A 19,609-nucleotide genomic window follows, 5' to 3' on the forward strand; every position below is an offset into this window, starting at 1 on the left:
TCTGGTATCGCTGTGTTCGTCGCCCCGGGGTCCTGGCGGGTGTCGCCGAGCGCGCTTCCCGCTCTTCCTCACCCTTAACGCGGAGTGTTCGCCCAGGTCACGAACCTACCGAGGTTCACCGAGCAGGACCGGCGGCCGCCCCGGGCGACGAAGACCGCGAACCCCGCCCACCGCACCGCCCACCCGGATCACCAGCGTCCAGACGGACGGCCGGCAGGGCCGGGGAACCACCCCGCTCTGGCCGTCGCCGCCCAACACGGCGACCACGCACACGCGCCGCGGCCGACAGCGCTGCCGGAAGGGCCGCCGACCTCCGTCGTCGCCGCCCCTCCGACCCCACGCCCCGACGGCCTTCCACCCGGCCGGGGCCCTCAAGCGGGGTACCAGCCCAGCCGCCCCACCCACCCGGACCGCGCGACCGGCACCGTCCCACCCCGCCCCGGGGCGGGGTGGGCCTGCCACGCAAGGGCGACCACGAACGTGCGGGGGGACCCTGACCAGCGGAACGCACGGGCAGGGCCGGAACCCTCTCCTCAGGTGTGGCCGCCCCAGGCTTGCCATACCGGGGTCAGGGCCGCTTCCGCCTTGAACGGGCGTTCGCCTGTCCAGCGCCACACCGCGCCCGGCCCCGCGAGGTCCAGCAGGTCAGGGCCGTCCGGCCCCTCCCCTGGCTCCGGGTCGCGGCCGAACAGTCCTACCTGGCCCACCACGCGGTCCCCGCCCAGGATGCCGGGCAGGCCCCGGACCTCCGGATCGCGCAGGTCCAGGTCCTCGGTGAACAGCGGACGGCCCGCCGACCGCACCCGCGTGGACGCCAGCATCCTCCCGCCGCGCTCACCCGTCCTGCCCAGGACCAGGGACTCCCGCCACAGCAGCTCGGCTCCTTCCGCCAGGTCGGCCTCGACCTCGCGCCGGACGTCGGCGCCGTCGGAGACCACGAACGCCGGTTCGGTCCAGGTCATGCGCGCCCCCTCGGCCAGGTGAACTGACGCCCGCCATGCCGCCCGCCCCCCGCGCGCGTTGTAGGCCACGGTGCCGTTGGGGTCGACGAGCTCCAGCTCGGCGCCGGGTCCCACGTCCACGTGCAGCCGGACGTCGTCCCCCGCGCACAGCGCCGCCCGCACCGCCGCGAGCGCCACCCGCAGAGCACCGCCGGGACGGCGCATGATGCCCGGCTTGAGGAACGTCCCGGTCTCCAGCGCCACCGGCACGGTCCGGTCTCCGTGCCTGCGCACCGTGATCACCGCCGGCTCGGACGGATCGAGCCCGGGCTCGGAGGGGGCCGCCCCGCCTTCAGGGGCGGAGGCGGCCCGGTCGCGCAGCGCCTCCATCAGTGCCCGTGTCCGTGGCCATGCCCGTGCCCGTGGCCGTGCCCGCCGTCGTCCTCCGGGCCGTGGCTGTGCGGAGCCATCGGGCCCGGGTCCTGCGGGGTGTGCTCACCGCTGCGGTGGGCCCCGATCACCGCGCGCACCCAATCGCACAGCGCCTTCACGGACGGCTCGTCGGTGCGGGACAGCGCCAGCACCGGCCGACCGTCGCGCGCCCGCTCGGCGTCGGCGACCATCCGGTCCACATCGACGCCGACGTAGGGGGCCAGGTCGGACTTGTTGACGATGAGCAGGTCGGCCCGCCCGATCCCCGGCCCGCCCTTGCGCGCCACGTCGCCGCCGCCCGCCACGTCCAGGCAGAAGATCTGGGCGTCGATCAGCGCCGGGCTGAAGGTGGCGGTGAGGTTGTCGCCCCCGCTCTCCACCAGCACCAGGTCGAGCGGGGCGAAGTCCTCCTCCATGTCCTCGACCGCGTCCAGGTTGGCGGTGACGTCGTCCCGGATGGCGGTGTGCGGGCACGCGCCGGTCTCCACGGCGCGGATGCGCTCCTCGGGGAGCACCCCGGCGCTGCGCAGGAAGCGGGCGTCCTCGTCGGTGTAGATGTCGTTGGTGACCACCGCCATCGACAGCTCACCTGAGAGCTCCCGGCACAGGGTGGCGATGAGCGAGCTCTTGCCGGTGCCGACCGGACCGGCCACGCCCAGGCGCAGGGTGCGGCGGCCGGTGGGCGCGGCCGTGGCGGCGGGGGCGGTAGCGGCGGTGCTCTGCGGCGACACGGCGCCGTCGGGCAGCACTGGATTCTCAGGCAACGCTGTGTTCCTAGGCAACGAAAAGCCTCCTCGTCTCACGGGCGTGCGCCTCGGCCCAGCGGTCGATGTGCGGGGCCGAGTGCGCGGGAATGTCGTGGGGGACGTCCGTCGCGGCGGCGGCGCGGACCGACTCCTCGATGTGGGGTGCCAGGTCGAGGAGCCACCGGACCGCGGTGAGCGGGTCGCCGGGGCGGAGCTTGAGTGCGGCCGCGGTGACCGTCTGCGCGTCCTCGTACAGGGCGGCGCGGGCGGTCTGCTCGGCGGTCATGCCGAACACCGCCCCGAGCACACCGAGGACGACCGGGCGCAGCGCCCGCAGCCCGGGGGTGGCCGCCTGCGCAGTGGGCAGGGCGCGGACGGCGGGGTGGTCGGCGTCGACCCGGCGGGCGAGGCGGGCCAGGCCGCGGCCGAGGGAGGCGGACGCCTCGCGCAGCGCACGGCTGGGGGTGCGGGCGGCAAGCGCCTCCTGGACCGGGCCGTAGTCGGGGCTGTAGTCGGGCCCGGAGCCGGGGTCGCGGGCGGCGCGCAGCGCGACGACCGCGGCGGCGGCCTCGGTACGGCCGACCGTGGCCAGGCGGGCGCGGATGTAGTCGGGGATGCGCTCCTCGGGCAACCCGGCTTCGAGGGCGGCCTCCAGGGTCGCCGAGTGGGCGTGGCCCCCGGTGGGGAGCCGGGCGTCGGCGAGCAGGAGCGCGCCCAGTGCCCCCGTGTCGGTGCTCATCGTCTCCTCCCAGGTATTGCCGGGTCGTCCTCGTGATGGCCGGGTCGGTCCGTCGACGGCGGGGCGGTGGGACCGACGCCGCAGCGTCTCGGCCGCCGTCTGGCCCCCTCCGGCCGCCGCAGGTCGACCGAATCCTTCGGAACGGGCTCAGCGGCCCCGGGGCGCCCCTCGGGACTCACCCACCATCCTGCTCCCGACCTGCGATGACGGCCATCCCGGGCCCCGCCTTCGCGCACCGCTTGGGCGGGGGCCGCTCTGTTCGACCGCGTACGGCGCATGTCCACCGAACACCTCGGCCGGGACGGCCCCGACACGGCTCCAACGCCGCTGGCCCCTCCGGTCGACGGCGCGCGAAGGACCGCGGACGAGCGCGGCCGGCCAAGGGCGCGGCCGCAACCCGCCACGATCCCCTGAAGGGGGCGCCGCCTGCGGGCACACACCCGCAGGCCACCACCCCGCAGGGGCCCATGGAGCGCCGTCCCGCCCCATGGGCCTCCGGATCAGAACATGCTGTACCTCTGCGCCAGCGGTACCTCCGACACGGGCGCGTCCGCGTCCTTCGGGTCGACCTCGTAGCCGTCGATCGTCACCCGGAACGTCTCCGGGTCCACGCTGATCTCCGGCAGGGCGCTGTTGTTGGGCATGTGCTCCTTGCCCACCCCGCGGGTGTGGCGGATCGGCGTCAGGCGCCGCCGCAGCCCCAGGCGCTCGGCCACCCCCTCCTCCAGGGCGGCCGGGGCCACGAAGCTCGTCGCCAGGTGCGCCGCGTCGCCCGCGGCCAGCCCGGTGCGCAGCAGCATCGGCTCCGCGGTGGGGATGGAGGCGTTGACGTCCCCCTGCGGGGCGTACACCACCCCGCCGCCCTTGACCACCGCCGCCGGGCGGATGCCGAAGAACGCCGGGTTCCACAGCACCAGGTCGGCGAGCTTGCCCGGCTCCACCGAGCCCACCTCGTGGTCGATCCCCGCGGCCACGGCCGGGCAGATCGTGTACTTGGCGACATAGCGCCGCGCCCGCTCGTTGTCGGCGGGCATCAGCGAGCCGCCGCCCCACCGGTCCTTCATCGCGTGCGCCACCTGCCAGGTGCGGGTGACCACCTCCCCGGCGCGCCCCATGGCCAGGGCGTCGGAGGAGGTCATCGAGATGGCGCCCATGTCCTGCAGCAGGTCCTCGGCGGCCATGGTGGTGTCGCGGATCCGCGAGTCGGCGAACTGCACGTCCGCCTCGACGTCGGGGTTGAGGTGGTGGCAGACCATGAGCATGTCGTGGTGCTCGGCCACCGTGTTGACCGTGAAGGGCAGCGTCGGGTTGGTGGAGGACGGCAGCACGTTGGGCTCGCCCGCCACCACGATGATGTCGGGGGCGTGCCCGCCGCCCGCGCCCTCGGAGTGGAAGACGTGGATGCCGCGCCCGCCGATCGCCCCGAGGGTCTCCTGCACGTACCCGGCCTCGTTGAGGCTGTCGGCGTGCAGGGACACCTGGATGCCGAACGCGTCGGCGGCGCGCAGGGCCGCGTCGATCGCGCCCGGGGTGGCGCCCCAGTCCTCGTGGATCTTGAGGCCGGCGGCCCCCGCCCGCACCTGTTCGGCCATGGCGGCCTGGCCCACGGTGTTGCCCTTGCCCAGGAGCAGGACGTTCATCGGGACCGCGTCGACGGCGCGGTGGGTGGCGGCGATGTTCCACGGCCCCGGGGTGACGGTGGTGGCCTTGCTGCCCTCCGCGGGGCCGGTGCCGCCGCCGATGGCGGTGGTGATGCCCAGGGACAGCGCCTCCCACAGCTGGTCGGCGTTGAGGAAGTGCACGTGGGAGTCGATGCCCCCGGCGGTGAGGATGCGCCCCTCGCCGGCGAGGACCTCGGTGCCGGGTCCGATGACCAGGTCGGGGTGGACCCCGTCCTGCACGTCGGGGTTGCCCGCCTTGCCGACGGCGGCGATGCGCCCGTCGCGCACGCCCACGTCGGCGCGGACCACGCCCCAGTGGTCGAGCACCACGGCGTTGGTGATGACGAGGTCGAGTGCGCCCTCGGCGTGGGTGGCGGTGGACTGCAGCATGGACTCGCGGATCGACTTGCCGCCGCCGAAGACCGCCTCGTCGCCGCCGACGCAGCGGTCCTCCTCGACCTCGATCCACAGGTTCGTGTCGCCCAGCCGCACCCGGTCGCCGGTGGTGGGCCCGTACAGGGAGGCGTACTCGTCGCGGGAGATGCTGCTCATCGCACGCCACCCCCGACCACGGCCTTGGCGGGGCGGATGCCGGGCACCTCGCGGCGGCCGCCGAGCCGCACCGCGGTCACGGCCTTCTCGTCGCCGGGCTGGAAGCGCAGCGACGTCCCGGCGGGGATGTCCAGACGGAACCCGTCGACCAGGGCGCGGTCGGCGGGGGTCCCGTCGGCCTCGGAGAAGGTCAGCGCGGGGTTCACGTCGGCCAGGTGGATGTGCGACCCGATCTGCACGGGCCGGTCGCCGTCGTTGCGGATCACCACGGACCGCTTCTCGCGCCCGGCGTTGAGCTCGATCTCGCCCGGGGCGGGGACGACGGCGCCGGGCGCGGACCCGGCGGCCCCGGCCGTCTCCGCCGCCTCGGCGTGCCCGGCCGCGTGGCGGATGGGGTGGGTCATGGTGACCAGCTTGCGCCCGTCCGGGAAGGTCGCCTCGACCTGCACGTAGTCCACCAGCTCGGGGACACCGTCCATGACCTGGTCGGCGCTGAGCACGTGCACGCATTCGTCCATCAGGCCCTTGACGGTCGCGCCCTCCCGCGCACGTTCGATCGCCCAGCAGGACAGCAGGGCGACGGCTTCGGGGTGGTTGAGGCGCACCCCGCGCTCCAGGCGGTCCCGGGCGACCATCCCCGCCACACTGAGCAGTAGTTTCTCCCGATCCGACGGGGTTAGGAACATCTTTCCTCCGCAGCAGCGCACGACGAATACGCCTTCAGGCAATGGTGTCCGAAGACGAGGAGACGACGTTTCGCTCCCATTTCGAGAGCGTTAAATGTGGCCAGTGAAGTCGAGCGGCTCAGCAGGGGGCATGCGAGACGGGCATGTCCAGATCACCATGCGAGTCATCGGATCATTGGCTTCATGAAGATAACATGAAGACGCCGGACCCGGCCGCCGCCCCCGCCGCGTGGCGGCCCATCCCGCCGGGAATTGGCGTTCCGGCAGGGGGGCGTGCGGGAAATCCGCACCGTGACAGCACGAATACCCCGCACCGAACGCACGGGGTATTCGTCGAATTACGGTATGGAACGGCGGGCGCCCGCCGGATCAGTCGAGGCCGAGCAGCGGCTCCAGCCCCACCGTGAGCTGTTCGGGCAGGTCAGCGACGCGCCGCACGCCCAGCAGCACGCCCGGCATGAACGAGGCGCGGGTCATCGAGTCGTGGCGGATCTTCAGCGTCTCGCCGTGGGTGCCGAAGACCACCTCCTGGTGGGCGATGAGCCCGGTGATCCGCAGCGCGTGCACCCGCACGCCGTCCACGTCGGCTCCGCGCGCCCCCTCCAGCTCGGAGGTGGTGGCGTCGGGCATCGGGGCGCACCCGGCGTCGGCGCGCGCCCGGGCCACCATCCGCGCGGTGCGGTCGGCGGTGCCGCTGGGCGCGTCGGCCTTGTTCGGGTGGTGCAGCTCCACGATCTCGGCCGACTCGAAGTAGGGCGCGGCCTTGGCGGCGAAGTTCATCATCAGCACCGCCGCGATGCCGAAGTTCGGCGCGATGAGGATGTTGGCACCGGGGTGGCGGGCGAGCAGGTCGCGCACCTCGGCCAGCCGGTCGGTGTCGAAGCCGCTGGTGCCCACGACGGCGTGGATCCCGTTCCCGGCCAGCCAGCGCAGGTTGTCCATCACCGCGTCGGGGTGGGTGAAGTCGACGACGACGTCGGCCCCCCGCGCCTTCTCCCGCTCCCCGGGGTCGTCGACCGCCGCGACGAGCTCGGTGTCCTCGGCCGCCTCGACCGCCTTGACGACTTCCGTTCCCATGCGCCCCTGGGCGCCGAACACTCCTACCTTGATCACGGGGTTCACCGTACCGGAGCCGGTGGGCCCACCCGCGCGCCTCTGCCGGGCGCGGGCGCCCCCTTGAGACGATCGCCCCGGGGGCGGAGGCCGGGGAGGGGGAGGCGATGGCGGAGCGGAGGACACCGCGCAGGACCGACCGGGAGACGGTGCGGACACCGGGCCGGGACGACCGGGGGTGGGGCGGGGCGGCGGAGGCCGGCCGCGGGGGCCGCGAGCCCCGCGGACCGCGTGAACCGCACCACGAGAGCCTGGGGTCGCGGCTGAACTGGCTGCGCGCCGGGGTGCTCGGCGCCAACGACGGGATCGTGTCCACCGCGGGGCTGGTGGTGGGCGTGGCCGGGGCGACCGCCTCGGGCACCGCCGTCCTGGTGGCGGGCGTGGCGGGGATGTTCTCCGGCGCGCTGTCGATGGCGGCGGGCGAGTACGTGTCGGTGGGCACCCAGCGCGACACCGAGCGGGCCGCCCTCGCGCGCGAACGCCGCGAGCTGGAGGAGGACCCGGAGGCCGAGCTGGAGGAGCTGGCCGGGATGTACCGGGAGCGGGGGCTCGACGCGGACCTGGCGCGCCGGGTGGCCGAGCAGCTCACCGCCCGGGACGCGCTGCGGGCGCACGCCGAGGTGGAGCTGAAGCTGGACTCCGACGAGCTGACCGATCCGTGGCAGGCGGCGCTGGCGAGCTTCCTGTCGTTCGTCGTCGGTGCGCTGGTGCCGCTGCTGCTGATCACCCTGTCCCCGGGCGGCTGGCGGGTGCCGGTGACCATCGCGGCGGTGGCCGGGGCGGTCGCGGTGACCGGGGCGGTCAGCGCCCGCCTGGGCGGCGCCGACCCGCGCCGCGCGGCCCTGCGCAGCACGGTCGGCGGGCTGCTGGCGATGGCGGTCACCTTCGGCATCGGGACGGCGGTGGGCGGCGCCGCCGGGATGTGAGGCACCCCGGCGGCGCCGCGCTCAGGCCCGTGCCAGGAGCAGGGAGAAGTCCCCGTCGGGGTCGGTCCACCAGCGCTCCAGGGTGAAACCGGCCTCCGCCAGTTCGGCCTTGAGGCCCTCCTTGCGGAACTTGGCGGAGATCTCGGTGCGCATCTCCTCCCCCTCCGCGAAGGCGGCCTCCAGGTCCAGCGCCTCCACGCGGACCCGGTGGGCGGTGCGGGCGCGCAGGCGCATCTCGATCCATTCGCGGTCCGGGTCCCATACCGCGACGTGCTCGAACAGCCCGGGGTCGAAGTCGGCCCCCAGTTCGCGGTCGATCACCCGCAGCACGTTGCGGTTGAACTCGGCCGTCACGCCCTGCGCGTCGTCGTAGGCCGCGACCAGCCGGGCCGGGTCCTTGACCAGGTCCGCCCCCAGCAGCAGGCTCTCGCCCTCCTCCATGGTGCCGCGCAGGTCGCCCAGGAACGCCGCCCGCTGCTCCGGCGTCTGGTTGCCGATGGTCGACCCGAGCATGGCCACCATCCGCCTGCCCCCGGTGGGCAGCAGCGGCAGGTGCCGCTCGAAGTCGGCCACCACCGCGTGCACCCGCAGGCCGGGGTGGTCGGCGGCGATGCGCGCGGCCGCCTCCTCCAGGAAGTCGCCGCTGACGTCGACGGGGACGAACCCGGTCGGGCCGCCCTGCGCGCACAGGGCGTCCAGCAGCAGCCGGGTCTTCTCCCCCGACCCCGCCCCCAGCTCCACCAGGGTGTCGGCGCCGGACGCGCGGGCGATCTCGCCGGAGCGCTCGCGCAGGATGGCCCGCTCGGCCCGGGTGGGGTAGTACTCGGGCAGCCGGGTGATCTCCTCGAACAGCCCGCTGCCGCGCTCGTCGTAGAACCACTTGGGCGGCAGGGTCTTGGGCGCGGCCGCCAGCCCTTCGGCGACGTCGCGCCGGAGCGACTTGGACAGGTCGTCCTCGGTCAGGTGGCGGTCGGTGCGGACCATTGCGCGTCCCCCTCCTCGCGTCGTCCGCGGGCCGCCGGTGCGGCGACGGCGGTGGTGCGTATCCCTTCGGAATCGGCGATGACCAGGGAACACTCCGGGACCCTGTGCCATTCCGCCGCGTCGTCCAGCGGCTCGGAGGCGATGACGGTCCCCCCGCCCCCGCCGCCGTCCGGGGCGCGCGTGTACAGCGTGTCGCCGAACGCGGTGGCCGCGATGGTGTGCCCGTCGGAGGCCAGCAGGTTGTACCGGCCGGGCGAGTACTCCAGCGCCGCCGCCACCGTGGCGGCCAGCGCCTCGCCCAGCCCCGCCCCGCGCCGCCGCAGCCGGACCACGTTCGCGAACAGCGGCGCCGAGTCGACGGGGGTGCGGGCGTCCAGCGCACCGGCCGGGACCGGTGCGCCCAGGGCGGCGGCCAGCGACTCGTCGTCGTCGGCCGCGCCGTTGTGGCTGAACAGGATGCCGTCGGCGCGGAACGGCTGGGCGCAGGACTCGTCGGTGCCGAACCCCGGGGTGGCGTCGCGCACGGCCGCAACCAGGCAGCCGGTGGTGATCGCCCGGGCGGCGTCCTCGAACGAGGTGTCCGCCCAGATCGGCATCGCGCGGCGGTACCGCAGCGGTTCCCCGCCCCCGGGCGGGTACCACCCGGCGCCGAACCCGTCGGCGTTGACGGTGCCGTGCCGCTGCTCGCGCGGGGCGTAGGACTGGCGGTACAGCGGGTTCGCGCCCTCGCCCCCGTCCCCGTACAGCAGCCGGTGCAGGCTCGCGGGCGGCCCCAGGTAGGCCAGGTGGCGGCACATCAGGCGCCCACCCCGCCCTCGTCCGGGGCGGCGTCGCGGGCCAGCCGGAACCCGCTGAAGATCTGCCTCCGGATGGGGTGGTCCCAGTTGCGGAACGTGCCCCGGGTGGCGGTGGGGTCGGTCGCCCAGGAGCCGCCGCGCAGCACCCGGTAGCCGTCGTCGAAGAACACCTCGGAGTACTCCCGGTAGGGGAAGGCGGTGAAGCCGGGGTAGCCGTGGAAGACGGTGGAGGTCCACTCCCACACGTCGCCGATGAGCTGGCGCACCCCGAGCGGGGACGCCCCGTCGGGGAACGCCCCGGCGGCCGAGGGGCGCAGCCGCCGCTGCCCCAGGTTGGCGTGGCGCCCGGTGGGCTCCTCGTCCCCCCACGGGTAGCGGCGGGAGCGGCCGGTGGCCGGGTCCCACCGCGCCGCCTTCTCCCACTCGGCCTCGGTGGGCAGCCGCATGCCCGCCCAGCGCGCGTGCGCCTGCGCCTCGTGGAAGCTGACGTGCTGCACCGCCTCCTCGGGCGGGACGGGCTCGACGCGGCCGAAGCGGCGGCGCATCCAGGTGTCCCCGTCGCGGAACCAGAACGCGGGGGCCGTCTTGCCGCCCTCGCTGCGCCAGCGCCACCCCTCCTCGGTCCACCAGCGGGGGTCGTCGTAGCCCCCCGCGTCGATGAACGCCATGTGGGCGGCGTTGCTCACCGGCCGCGCGGCGATCCGGTAGGCGGGCAGGTGGACGGTGTGCGAGGGGCGCTCGTTGTCGTAGGCCCACGGGTCGGCGGTGGTGCCCATGGTGAACGGCCCGGCGGGGACCAGCACCTCCTCGGGGCCCGGCGGCACCGGGTCCGGCCCGTCCGGTGCCCCGTCGGGCAGCACCGGGTCGCCCTTGCGCAGCTGGTGGGTGGCGAGCATGGTCTCGTCGTGCTGGTGCTCGTGCTGGATCACCATGTTGTAGACGAAGCCGCCGGCGCCCAGGCCCGAGCCCTCGCCCATGGGCACCCGCTCCAGGGAGTCGAGCACCCTGCGCCGGACGCGGGCGTTGTAGTCGCGCGCCTCCTCCGGGCGGAGCAGCGGCAGCTCGACCCGGTCGGCGCGGGGGTTCTCGAAGGCGTCGTAGAGCACGTCGATGTCGGGGCGCAGCGCGTCGCCGCCCGCCGCGGCGCGCACCAGCCACTGCTCCTCGTAGTTGCCGACGTGGGCGTAGTCCCACACCAGCGGGGACATCAGCGGGGAGTGCTGGGCCACCAGCTCGCCCTCGTCCAGGGCGTGTACGGTCAGCCCCTCGCTGCGCCTGCGCACCGCTTCCAGCTCGGCGGCGATGCGCTCGCGCACGCGGTCGTGGTCGTGGTCGTGGCCGTGCTCGCGGTCGTGGTCCGCCTCGGTCCTCATCGGTTCCCTCCGGAGATCGCGTCCGGCGCGTCGAACGCATCGGATCCATCGGTCGCGTCGTCGGCGGGGCAGCGGCCCCGGTCGGTGTAGCGGTCGCGGTAGGCGTCCACGGTCTCGGCGAGCCGGGCCGCCCCCATCCGGGGCAGGGCCTCGGACGCGGCCTCCAGGCAGCGCCGCGCGGCCCGGCCCAGGGCGGGGTCGGCGACGGCGTCCCGGGCGGCCGCCAGCCAGGTGCGGCGGTCGGGTTCGGCGCCGTCCCCGTGCAGCTCGTCCAGGGCCTCTTCGGCGGCGTCGGCGGCGCGGGCGTCGTCCACCAGGGCGGCGGCGGCCGCCGCCGGGACCGGCCACCAGGGCGCGGGCAGGGCGTCGATCATGCGCAGCTCCAGCCACCCGCGCGGGCGCACCGGGGGGAACAGGGTGCTCAGGTGGTAGACGAGGTCGTCGTGGTCGGGCGGGCGGGGGCGGCACCGGCGCATCCACTCGGAGAAGTGCATGCCGGACCCGCCGTGCCAGCGCCCGTCGGCGGTGCGGATCGTCATCAGGTCGGCCCGCAGGGCGTACTCCGCCCAGGCGGTGGCGGGGTCGTCCCCGCCGACGGGGCGGGTGCGGCCCTGGTCGATCCCGGCCCACACCGCCCACCGGGCCGACCGCCAGCCGGTGGGGCGGCCGCGCCACACGGGCGAGTTGGCGAAGGCGGCGGTGAGCACCGGTCCCAGGCGGTGCGCCAGCCGCCAGCGGCGGGCGGCGTCGGCGGAGTCGGCGCCGATGTCCAGGCACACCTGCAGGGAGGCGGTGCTGCACATCATGGTGCGGCCGCTGGGGCCGGCGCGGTCGAAGAACCGCTCCATGGCCGTGTAGCGGGGGAGGGTGAGCTGGCGCCGGGGCGGCCGGCGGGGATCGAGGCCGACTCCGCGCAGGTGCAGCCCCGCGTCGTTCAGGGGCTTGGCCACGTGGGCGAGGTCGGCGGCGGCGGCGCCGTGCGCGGCCGCGGGGCCGGGGAGGGGCGGCGAGCTGAGCTCGAGCTGCCCTCCGGGCTCGAAGGTGACGGCGCTTCCGGCCGGGGGAGGCCCGGCCTCGTCGAGCAGCGCGGCCACTCGGTCGATCGGTACGGGGCGGTCGGGGGCGGCGGGGTCGGTGACCAGCCATTCGACTTCGACACCGACCAGCCCCGGGGGGCCGTTCTTGAAGCAGATGCCGCGGATGTAGTCGTGGACGTCGTTCTCGGTGAGTCGGGTCATCGCTCACTCCAATCGAGCACGCACCGACCTCACATCCCCGGGGATACACCCGTTCGAACCTTTTCGATCTTCAAAAAAGGAGAACGGAGGGTGAATTGGGGCCCCGTTGAACATCTCGGGACGGACGGGGACAGGGTGGTGCGGGCACGGCGGCGCGCCCGGTGCGCGGGGTCCCGGACCGTCCGGGGCCCCGGACACTCTCACGGGGCCGGCGCCCGGGCCGCACGGCCATGGTCAGGGCCGTGACAGTGTCGTCCGGCACCCGGGTGGCGGGGCGCGCAGGGATCCGAAGAGCGCGCACACGGGGTCACGAACGGTCGCCCGACGCGGAGCGGCCGCGGCCCGTCAGCGCGTCACGGCAGGGACTCCTCATAGGACTCGGTGATCAGCGTGAACCCGGACCGCCACAGGAAGGCCTGCTTGACCGGGTCGCCGCCGCCCGTCGTGACGATCATCCGCACGGCCCCGGCCTCCTTCAGCCGGGAACGGGCGCGGGCGAGGAGGGCTCCGCCCACCCGCCACCAGTCGTGCCCCTCCCCCACGGCGAGGTCGTCCACGTAGCCGACCGGTCCCGCGCCGCCGTGCGGGGGCGCGGGGTCGCCGACCGACGCCGCCAGGTACCCCTGGACGACCTCCTCGTCCGTGGCCACCAGCACCACCGCGCCCAGGTCGGAGACCAGCGCCGCAAGGCGGGCGCGGCGCGACTCCGCGGGCTCGCCGCCGGGGCCGCGGGCGGGGGCCGCACGCTCCCCGAGCGCGACCATGGCGGCGAGGTCGGTGGGCAGGGCGTCCCGGACACCGGGAAGGGTTTCGGCCGTCATCATCCGCCGCTCCGCGCGTTCCGCTCTCCATGTGTCCTTTACGGTCTTCCCACCATCGCCCGGTCTCACCGCATCGCACGCGTGTCGGGCGGGGACGGCCGGGGCAGCGCGTGGTAGGACGGCCCGAAAGCGCGGAGGGGCACGGAGGGCGGGAGACATGACCGACACCCAGGCGCGGCAGGACCGGGACGCGGGCCGGACCGCGGAGGCGCTGCGCGCCCTCCTCGACGGCCGGTGGGCCGGGGTCCGGGACACCGTGCGCGAGCGGGTGCGGGGCGAGCTCTTCGCCCCCGTCGCCGGGCTGTCCGTGGAGGAGCACCGGGCGCGCGTCGCCGACCAGCTCGCCGCCCTGGCCCGCACCGAGGTGCCCGGGTACGGCTTCCCGGCCGAGGTCGGCGGGGCGGGCGACTTCGGGGCCTCGTGCGTCGCGTTCGAGATGCTGGTCGCCGACATGTCCCTGATGGTCAAGGTCGGGGTGCAGTGGGGCCTGTTCGGCGGCGCGATCCAGGCGCTGGGCACCGATGAGCAGCGCGCCGAGCACCTGCCCGGGGTGATCTCGCTGGACCTGCCCGGCTGCTTCGCCATGACCGAGACCGGGCACGGCTCCGACGTGCAGCGGCTCCGCACCACCGCCGACTACGACCCCGGCTCGGGCATGTTCACCGTGCACACGCCGGACGAGGCGGCCCGCAAGGACTACATCGGCAATGCCGCCCGGGACGGGCGCGCGGCGGTGGTGTTCGCCCGGCTGCGCACGCTCGGCGAGGACCACGGGGTGCACGCCCTGCTGGTGCCGATCCGGGACGGGCAGGGGCGCCCGCTGCCCGGGGTGGAGATCGGCGACTGCGGCCCCAAGGCCGGGCTGAACGGCGTCGACAACGGCCGTCTGGCCTTCGACCGCGTCCGGGTGCCGCGCTCGGCGCTGCTGGGCCGGTACGGGTCGGTCGCCGGGGACGGCACCTACTCCAGCCCCATCGCCGACCCCTCCCGCCGGTTCTTCACCATGCTCGGCACGCTGGTGCGCGGGCGGGTGAGCGTCGCCGGCGGGGCGGGCACCGCGGCGAAGGCCGCCCTGGCGGTCGCGGTCCGCTACGGGGACGCGCGGCGCCAGTTCACCCGCCCGGGCGGCGGCGAGGAGGAGGTGCGGCTGCTGGACTACCGCGCCCACCAGCGCCGCCTGCTGCCCGCCCTGGCCCGCACCTACGCGCTGCACTTCGCCCAGGGGGAGCTGGTCGAGGCCCTGCACGGCGAGCACACCGGGGAGCGGCCGCTGGACGAGCACGCCCGGCGCGAGCTGGAGTCGCGCGCGGCCGGGCTGAAGGCGGTGGCGACCTGGCACGCCCTGCACACGGCGCAGACCTGCCGGGAGGCGTGCGGCGGGGCCGGGTACCTGGCCGCCAACCGGCTTCCGCAGCTGCGCGCGGACGTGGACGTGTTCACCACCTTCGAGGGCGACAACACGGTGCTGCTGCAGCTGCTCGCCAAGGCGCTGCTGACCGACTACCGGGACGCCTTCGGCGACCTGGACACGGCGGGGATGGTGCGGTTCGCCGCCGGGCAGGTGCTGGAGGGGGTGATCGAGCGCACCGCCGCCCGGTCGCTGATCGAGCGCCTGGTCAGCGCGGCGCCGGGGCGCGGCGACGCCGAGGAGCTGCGGGACCGCGGCTGGCAGCTGCGGCTCTTGGAGGACCGGGAGGAGCACACGGTGGCCGGGCTGGCGCGGCGGCTGCGCCGGGCGGGCAGGGCGGGCGGCGCGGACGCCTTCGCGGCGTTCAACGACGCCCAGGAGCACGTGCTGCGGGCCGCGCGCGTGCACGTGGACCGGGTCGTGCTGGAGGCGTTCGTCGCGGGCATCGACCGGTGCGGGGACGAGCGGGCGCGGAGCCTGCTGGAGAAGGTGTGCGACCTGTACGTGCTGTCGCTGGTGGAGGAGGACCGCGCCTGGTTCCTGGAGCACGAGCGCCTGTCGGGCACGCGCGCCAAGGCGGTGGTCAAGGCGGTCGACGCGCTGTGCGGGGAGCTGCGCCCGCACGCGCGCACGCTGGTGGACGCGTTCGGCCTCCCCGACGAGTGGCTTGCCGCCCCCATCGCCCTCGGCGCCGAAGAGGAGCGCCAGGCCCCTCGTCGATGATCTCGACGAAAGTGCTGTCATTCCAGCGGTTTTGGCAGCACTTTCGTCGAGATCAACGTCCTCCGCCTCACCCCTCCAGGGTCCTGCGCACCTCGCCGTCGATCTCCAGGTCCTCGCGGGCGGTGATCACCAGGGTGCGCACATTCGCCCCCGGGGCGGTGATGTCGGTGTCGGTGCGCGCCCCCTCGTTCGCGCCCGTGTCGAGGGCCACGCCCAGGAACGCCAGGCCCTCGGCCGCCCCGGCGCGGACCGGGGGCTGGTGCTCGCCCACTCCCCCGGTGAACACCAGCGTGTCCAGGCCGTTCAGGGCGGCGGCCATCGCCGCGATCTTCGCCCGCAGCCGGTGCAGGTAGACCCCCAGTCCCAGGCGGGCCACCGGGTCGTCGCCGCCGACGCGCTCCATCACGTCGCGCATGTCCGAGTCGCCCGTCAGCCCGTACAGGCCGCCGCCGCGGTCCAGGCCCCCGGCCACCTCGTCCGGGGCCATGCCGCCGTACTGCAGCAGCCACAGCACCAGCCCGGGGTCCACGTCGCCGCTGCGGGTGGCCATGACCAGGCCCTCGGTGGGGGTGAACCCCATGGTGGTGTCCAGGCAGCGCCCGTCGCGCACCGCCGACAGCGACGCCCCGGCCCCCAGGTGGGCCACCACGAGGCGGCCGACCGGCCCCCCGGCCATCTCGGCCGCGCGCCGCGAGGCGTAGGAGTGCGACAGGCCGTGGAAGCCGTACCTCCGCAGCCCGTGCCGCTCCCGCCACCCCTTGGGGATGGCGTAGGTGTAGGCCTCCGGCGGCAGGGTCGCGTGGAAGGCCGTGTCGAAACAGGCCACCTGCGGGGTGTCGGGCAGCACCTTGCGGGCGGCCTCGATGCCCGCGAGCGCCTTGGGCACGTGCAGCGGCGCCAGCACCGCCACGTCGCGGATCCGGTCGAGCACGTGCTCGTCCAGCACCACGGGCGCGCGGAAGTCCTCGCCGCCGTGCACGACCCGGTGGCCGACCGCGTCGACGCGCGGGAGCTCCTCCAGGGCCCCCTGCATCTGCTCGGCCGTCACCGTTCCGTCGCGCAGCTCCAGGGTGCTGTTGCCGAGCTGTTCGCCGCCCTCGCCCAGGACCGACAGCTTCACGCTGCTCGACCCGGTGTTGACGATCAGGACCTGCATACGGACCGCCCTCCCGCTCCGGACCCCTTCGGCGCCGCCGCCCGCGCCGCCGCGTCCCTCACGCCTGCCATGTCCAGTCGCGGATCTCCGGCGCGTCGTCGCCGTGCTCGCGAGTGTAGGCGCGGCACCGCAGCCGCGCATCGTCCATCTGCTGCTTGAGGTGGGCCGCCCGCACCGCCAGGCCCGGCACGTGGTCGATGACGTCCATCACCAGGTGGAAGCGGTCCAGGTGGTTGAGCATGACCATGTCGAAGGGCGTGGTGGTCGTGCCCTCCTCGATGTAGCCGCGCACGTGCAGGTTGTCGTGGCCCCGCCGGCGGTAGGTCAGGCGGTGGATGAGCCACGGGTAGCCGTGGAAGGCGAAGATGATCGGCTTGTCCGGGGTGAACAGGGCGTCGAACTCGCGGTCGGTGATGCCGTGCGGGTGCTCCTCGGCGGGCTGCAGCCGCATCAGGTCGACCACGTTCACCAGGCGCACGCGCAGCTCCGGCAGGTGGGTGCGGAGCAGGTCGGCGGCGGCCAGCGCCTCCATGGTCGGGATGTCCCCGGCGCACGCCAGCACCACGTCCGGCTCGGCGCCGTCGTCGCTGCTGGCCCACCCCCAGATGCCCAGGCCGCGGATGCAGTGCGCGAGGGCCTGGTCCATGTCCAGGTAGCTCAGCGCCGGCTGCTTGCCCGCGATCACCACGTTGACCGTGTCGCGCATGCGCAGGCAGTGGTCGGCGGTGGCGAGCAGGGTGTTGGCGTCCGGCGGCAGGTACACCCGGATGATCTCGGGCTTCTTGTTGACGACGTGGTCGATGAAGCCGGGGTCCTGGTGGCTGAAGCCGTTGTGGTCCTGGCGCCACACGTGCGAGCTGAGCAGGTAGTTGAGCGAGGCGATCGGGCGCCGCCAGGGGATGGTGCGGGTGGTCTTGAGCCACTTGGCGTGCTGGTTGAACATCGAGTCGACGATGTGGACGAACGCCTCGTAGCTGTTGAACAGCCCGTGCCGCCCGGTGAGCAGGTACCCCTCCAGCCAGCCCTGGCACAGGTGCTCGCTGAGCACCTCCATGACCCGCCCGTCGGGGGCCATGTGCTCGTCGGTGGGCAGCAGCCGCTCGTCCCAGGCCCGGTCGGTGGCCTCGAAGACCGCGTTCAGCCGGTTGGAGGCGGTCTCGTCGGGCCCGAAGATGCGGAAGTCGTCGGGGTTGAGCCGGATCACGTCGCGCAGCAGCGCGCCCAGCACCCGGGTGGCCTCGTGCTTGACTGCGCCCGGCGCGGGCACGTCCACCGCGTATTCGCGGAAGTCGGGCAGGGTGAGGTCCTTGAGCAGCAGGCCGCCGTTGGCGTGCGGGTTGGCGCTGATGCGCAGCGGGCCCGGCGGGACGATGCGCACGGACTCGTCGACCGGGGTGCCGTCGGAGTCGAACAGCTCCTCGGGCCGGTAGGAGCGCATCCACTCCTCCAGCATCCTCAGGTGCTCGGGGTTCTCCCGCATCTGCACCAGCGGCACCTGGTGGGCGCGCCAGGTGCCCTCGACCGGCAGGCCGTCGACCTCGTCCGGGCCGGTCCACCCCTTGGGGGTGCGCAGCACGATCATCGGCCACTTCACGTCGGTGCGGTCGGCGCCCGAGCGCACCCGGTCCTGGAGGGCGGCGATCTCGTCCAGCGCGCTGTCCAGGACCCCGGCCATCTCGCGGTGCATGACGCCCGGGTCGTCCCCGGCGACGAAGAAGGGGCGGTGGCCGTACCCCTCGAGCAGCGCCGCCAACTCGCTCTCGGGCATGCGGGCCAGCACGGTCGGCCCGGCGATCTTGTAGCCGTTCAGGTGCAGGATCGGCAGGACCGCGCCGTCGGTGTCGGGGTTGACGAACTTGTTCGACAGCCAGCTGTTGGCCAGTGGGCCCGTCTCGGCCTCCCCGTCGCCGACAACGGCGGCGGCGACCAGGCCGGGGTTGTCGAAGACCGCCCCGTAGGCGTGCGAGAGGACGTAGCCCAGCTCGCCGCCCTCGTGGATGGAGCCGGGCGTCTCCGGCGCGTAGTGCGAGGGCACGCCGCCGGGGAAGGAGAACTGGCGGAACAGCTTGCGCATGCCCTCCACGTCCTGGGTGACCTCGGGGTAGACCTCGGTGTAGGTGCCGTCGAGCCAGGCGGTGGCCACCCCGCTGGGGCCGCCGTGGCCGGGGCCCATCAGCCAGATCGCGTCCGTCCCGCGCTTCTTCACCTGGCGCTGCAGGTGGGCGTAGACGAAGTTGAGGCCGGGCGTGGTCCCCCAGTGGCCCAGCAGCCGGGGCTTGATGTGCTCGGGGCGCAGGGGCTCCCGCAGCAGGGGGTTGTCGAGGAGGTAGATCTGGCCGACGGACAGGTAGTTGGCGGCCCGCCAGTACATGTCGACCTGCCGGACCTCGTCCTGGGTGAGGGAGTCCCGTACCCGCGGTTCGGTGCTGGTCATCGCTTCCCCTCGTCGATCGCGCGCATGCGTCGGACGGCTGGGCCCCTACCCGGCCGTCACTCCGACTATGGAGGGCCGAGGGTCATCGGAACCCCATCCGAGGACCTCGTTTCGCCCATGGCGCCGACCGTCCGGCGGGAGCTCCCGCGGCGTGCGCGCGGCGGGCGTCGTGTGCAGGGCGCGGTCACGGGTAGGTTGGCGCGCGATGACTACGACTCCCGAAGACGGCGGGGCCCAGACCCCCCGCGACGACGACCGGACGGACGGCGGGCGCACGGGGCCGGACTTCGCGCCCGCAGCCGTCGCAGACGAGAGCGGGCGGCCCGCGCAGGAGCCCGGCGCGGGTGAGGCCGCCGAGGGGGCCTACGCGGCCAGGGCGGAGCCCGGGGCCGAGGAGGGGGCGGAGGCCGACGACACGCAGGGGCGGGCCGCGCCCAAGCGGTTCGCGAGCGTGCTCACCGCCGAGGCGTTCGGCATCGGGTCGGTGCTGGCCCTGCTGGCGTCGTTCGCCGGGACGCGGGCGGTGGAGATCGTTGCGAGCGTGACGGCCACCTCCCAGGAGGGCATGCTCAAGGCGCTCGCGCTGGGCGACGGGGTGCCCGCGCTGCTGGCGGCCATCCTCGCCGCCGGGTCCCTGTCGGTGGCCGGGCCGGACACCCGCTCCTGGGCGCGGTGGCTGGCCGGGGGCGTGCTGATCGTGGCGGTCCTGGCGCTGTTCGGCGCGGTGGGGGCGTACCTGCTGGTGCCGCCGCCCGCCCCGATGCCGCCGATGGTCCCCGGCAACTGACGGCGCCGCCCTGCCTTGGAAGGCGCGCGGACAGGCGGGTGTGCTCGGCGTTGATCTCGGGAGAAACGACGCTACCGGGCCGCTTTTAGGGG

16 protein-coding genes are annotated in these 19,609 nt (G+C 74.7%); 3 read left to right on the top strand and 13 right to left on the bottom strand.

Going from position 1 to position 19,609, the window contains the following annotated elements; genetic code table 11:
- Positions 1 to 533: 533 nt before the first annotated feature.
- The 6 genes from O4J56_RS27875 to dapB form a co-directional block, all read right to left on the bottom strand.
- Positions 534 to 1,331: an urease accessory protein UreD gene (locus O4J56_RS27875; RefSeq protein ID WP_270689918.1), complete on the bottom strand. Its 798-nt coding sequence runs from the start codon at positions 1,329 to 1,331 to the stop codon at positions 534 to 536.
- Positions 1,331 to 2,104 carry an urease accessory protein UreG gene (ureG, locus tag O4J56_RS27880; protein WP_270689933.1) on the bottom strand — a complete coding sequence of 258 codons (774 nt, stop codon included), beginning with the start codon at positions 2,102 to 2,104 and terminating at the stop codon, positions 1,331 to 1,333. The genes O4J56_RS27875 and ureG overlap by 1 nt, the downstream gene beginning before the upstream one ends.
- A 43-nt stretch (positions 2,105 to 2,147) precedes the next feature.
- Positions 2,148 to 2,858, bottom strand: coding sequence for an urease accessory protein UreF (locus O4J56_RS27885; protein WP_270689919.1), 711 nt, complete (start codon positions 2,856 to 2,858; stop codon positions 2,148 to 2,150).
- A 500-nt stretch (positions 2,859 to 3,358) separates the two neighbouring features.
- On the bottom strand, positions 3,359 to 5,071 hold the full coding sequence (locus O4J56_RS27890) for an urease subunit alpha (RefSeq protein ID WP_270689920.1): 1,713 nt from the start codon (positions 5,069 to 5,071) through the stop codon (positions 3,359 to 3,361).
- A complete protein-coding gene (locus O4J56_RS27895; protein ID WP_270689921.1) occupies positions 5,068 to 5,757 on the bottom strand; it encodes an urease subunit gamma in 690 nt (229 codons plus the stop codon). The genes O4J56_RS27890 and O4J56_RS27895 overlap by 4 nt, the downstream gene beginning before the upstream one ends.
- A 369-nt stretch (positions 5,758 to 6,126) precedes the next feature.
- On the bottom strand, positions 6,127 to 6,879 hold the full coding sequence (dapB, locus tag O4J56_RS27900; RefSeq protein ID WP_270689922.1) for a 4-hydroxy-tetrahydrodipicolinate reductase: 753 nt from the start codon (positions 6,877 to 6,879) through the stop codon (positions 6,127 to 6,129).
- A 98-nt stretch (positions 6,880 to 6,977) separates the two neighbouring features.
- Here dapB and O4J56_RS27905 point away from each other — a divergent pair, with 98 nt between their 5' ends.
- A complete protein-coding gene (locus O4J56_RS27905) occupies positions 6,978 to 7,796 on the top strand; it encodes a VIT1/CCC1 transporter family protein (protein ID WP_270689923.1) in 819 nt (272 codons plus the stop codon).
- Between the two features lie 21 nt (positions 7,797 to 7,817).
- Here O4J56_RS27905 and egtD read toward each other — a convergent pair whose 3' ends face one another.
- From egtD to O4J56_RS27930, 5 genes are all read right to left on the bottom strand, one after another.
- On the bottom strand, positions 7,818 to 8,780 hold the full coding sequence (gene egtD, locus O4J56_RS27910) for an L-histidine N(alpha)-methyltransferase (protein WP_270689924.1): 963 nt from the start codon (positions 8,778 to 8,780) through the stop codon (positions 7,818 to 7,820).
- A complete protein-coding gene (gene egtC, locus O4J56_RS27915) occupies positions 8,756 to 9,577 on the bottom strand; it encodes an ergothioneine biosynthesis protein EgtC (protein ID WP_270689925.1) in 822 nt (273 codons plus the stop codon). The genes egtD and egtC overlap by 25 nt, the downstream gene beginning before the upstream one ends.
- Positions 9,577 to 10,950, bottom strand: coding sequence for an ergothioneine biosynthesis protein EgtB (gene egtB, locus O4J56_RS27920; protein ID WP_270689926.1), 1,374 nt, complete (start codon positions 10,948 to 10,950; stop codon positions 9,577 to 9,579). The genes egtC and egtB overlap by 1 nt, the downstream gene beginning before the upstream one ends.
- The gene (egtA, locus tag O4J56_RS27925; protein ID WP_270689927.1) at positions 10,947 to 12,188 is read right to left on the bottom strand and encodes an ergothioneine biosynthesis glutamate--cysteine ligase EgtA; all 1,242 of its coding nucleotides are present in this window, start codon (positions 12,186 to 12,188) and stop codon (positions 10,947 to 10,949) included. The genes egtB and egtA overlap by 4 nt, the downstream gene beginning before the upstream one ends.
- 353 nt (positions 12,189 to 12,541) lie before the next feature.
- On the bottom strand, positions 12,542 to 13,012 hold the full coding sequence (locus O4J56_RS27930) for a GNAT family N-acetyltransferase (protein WP_270689928.1): 471 nt from the start codon (positions 13,010 to 13,012) through the stop codon (positions 12,542 to 12,544).
- 154 nt (positions 13,013 to 13,166) lie between these two features.
- Here O4J56_RS27930 and O4J56_RS27935 point away from each other — a divergent pair, with 154 nt between their 5' ends.
- On the top strand, positions 13,167 to 15,140 hold the full coding sequence (locus tag O4J56_RS27935) for an acyl-CoA dehydrogenase family protein (RefSeq protein WP_270689929.1): 1,974 nt from the start codon (positions 13,167 to 13,169) through the stop codon (positions 15,138 to 15,140).
- A 67-nt stretch (positions 15,141 to 15,207) separates the two neighbouring features.
- On the opposite strand, the gene O4J56_RS27940 is transcribed toward O4J56_RS27935, so the two are convergent.
- On the bottom strand, positions 15,208 to 16,296 hold the full coding sequence (locus O4J56_RS27940; RefSeq protein WP_270689930.1) for an acetate/propionate family kinase: 1,089 nt from the start codon (positions 16,294 to 16,296) through the stop codon (positions 15,208 to 15,210).
- 58 nt (positions 16,297 to 16,354) lie between these two features.
- Positions 16,355 to 18,730, bottom strand: coding sequence for a phosphoketolase family protein (locus tag O4J56_RS27945; protein ID WP_270689931.1), 2,376 nt, complete (start codon positions 18,728 to 18,730; stop codon positions 16,355 to 16,357).
- A gap of 205 nt (positions 18,731 to 18,935) precedes the next feature.
- Here O4J56_RS27945 and O4J56_RS27950 point away from each other — a divergent pair, with 205 nt between their 5' ends.
- Positions 18,936 to 19,517, top strand: a complete 582-nt coding sequence (locus O4J56_RS27950; protein ID WP_270689932.1) for a hypothetical protein — start codon at positions 18,936 to 18,938, stop codon at positions 19,515 to 19,517.
- Positions 19,518 to 19,609: the final 92 nt, after the last annotated feature.

Origin of the sequence: Nocardiopsis endophytica, assembly GCF_027706725.1 — a bacterium.
Lineage (GTDB): Bacteria > Actinomycetota > Actinomycetes > Streptosporangiales > Streptosporangiaceae > Nocardiopsis_A > Nocardiopsis_A endophytica.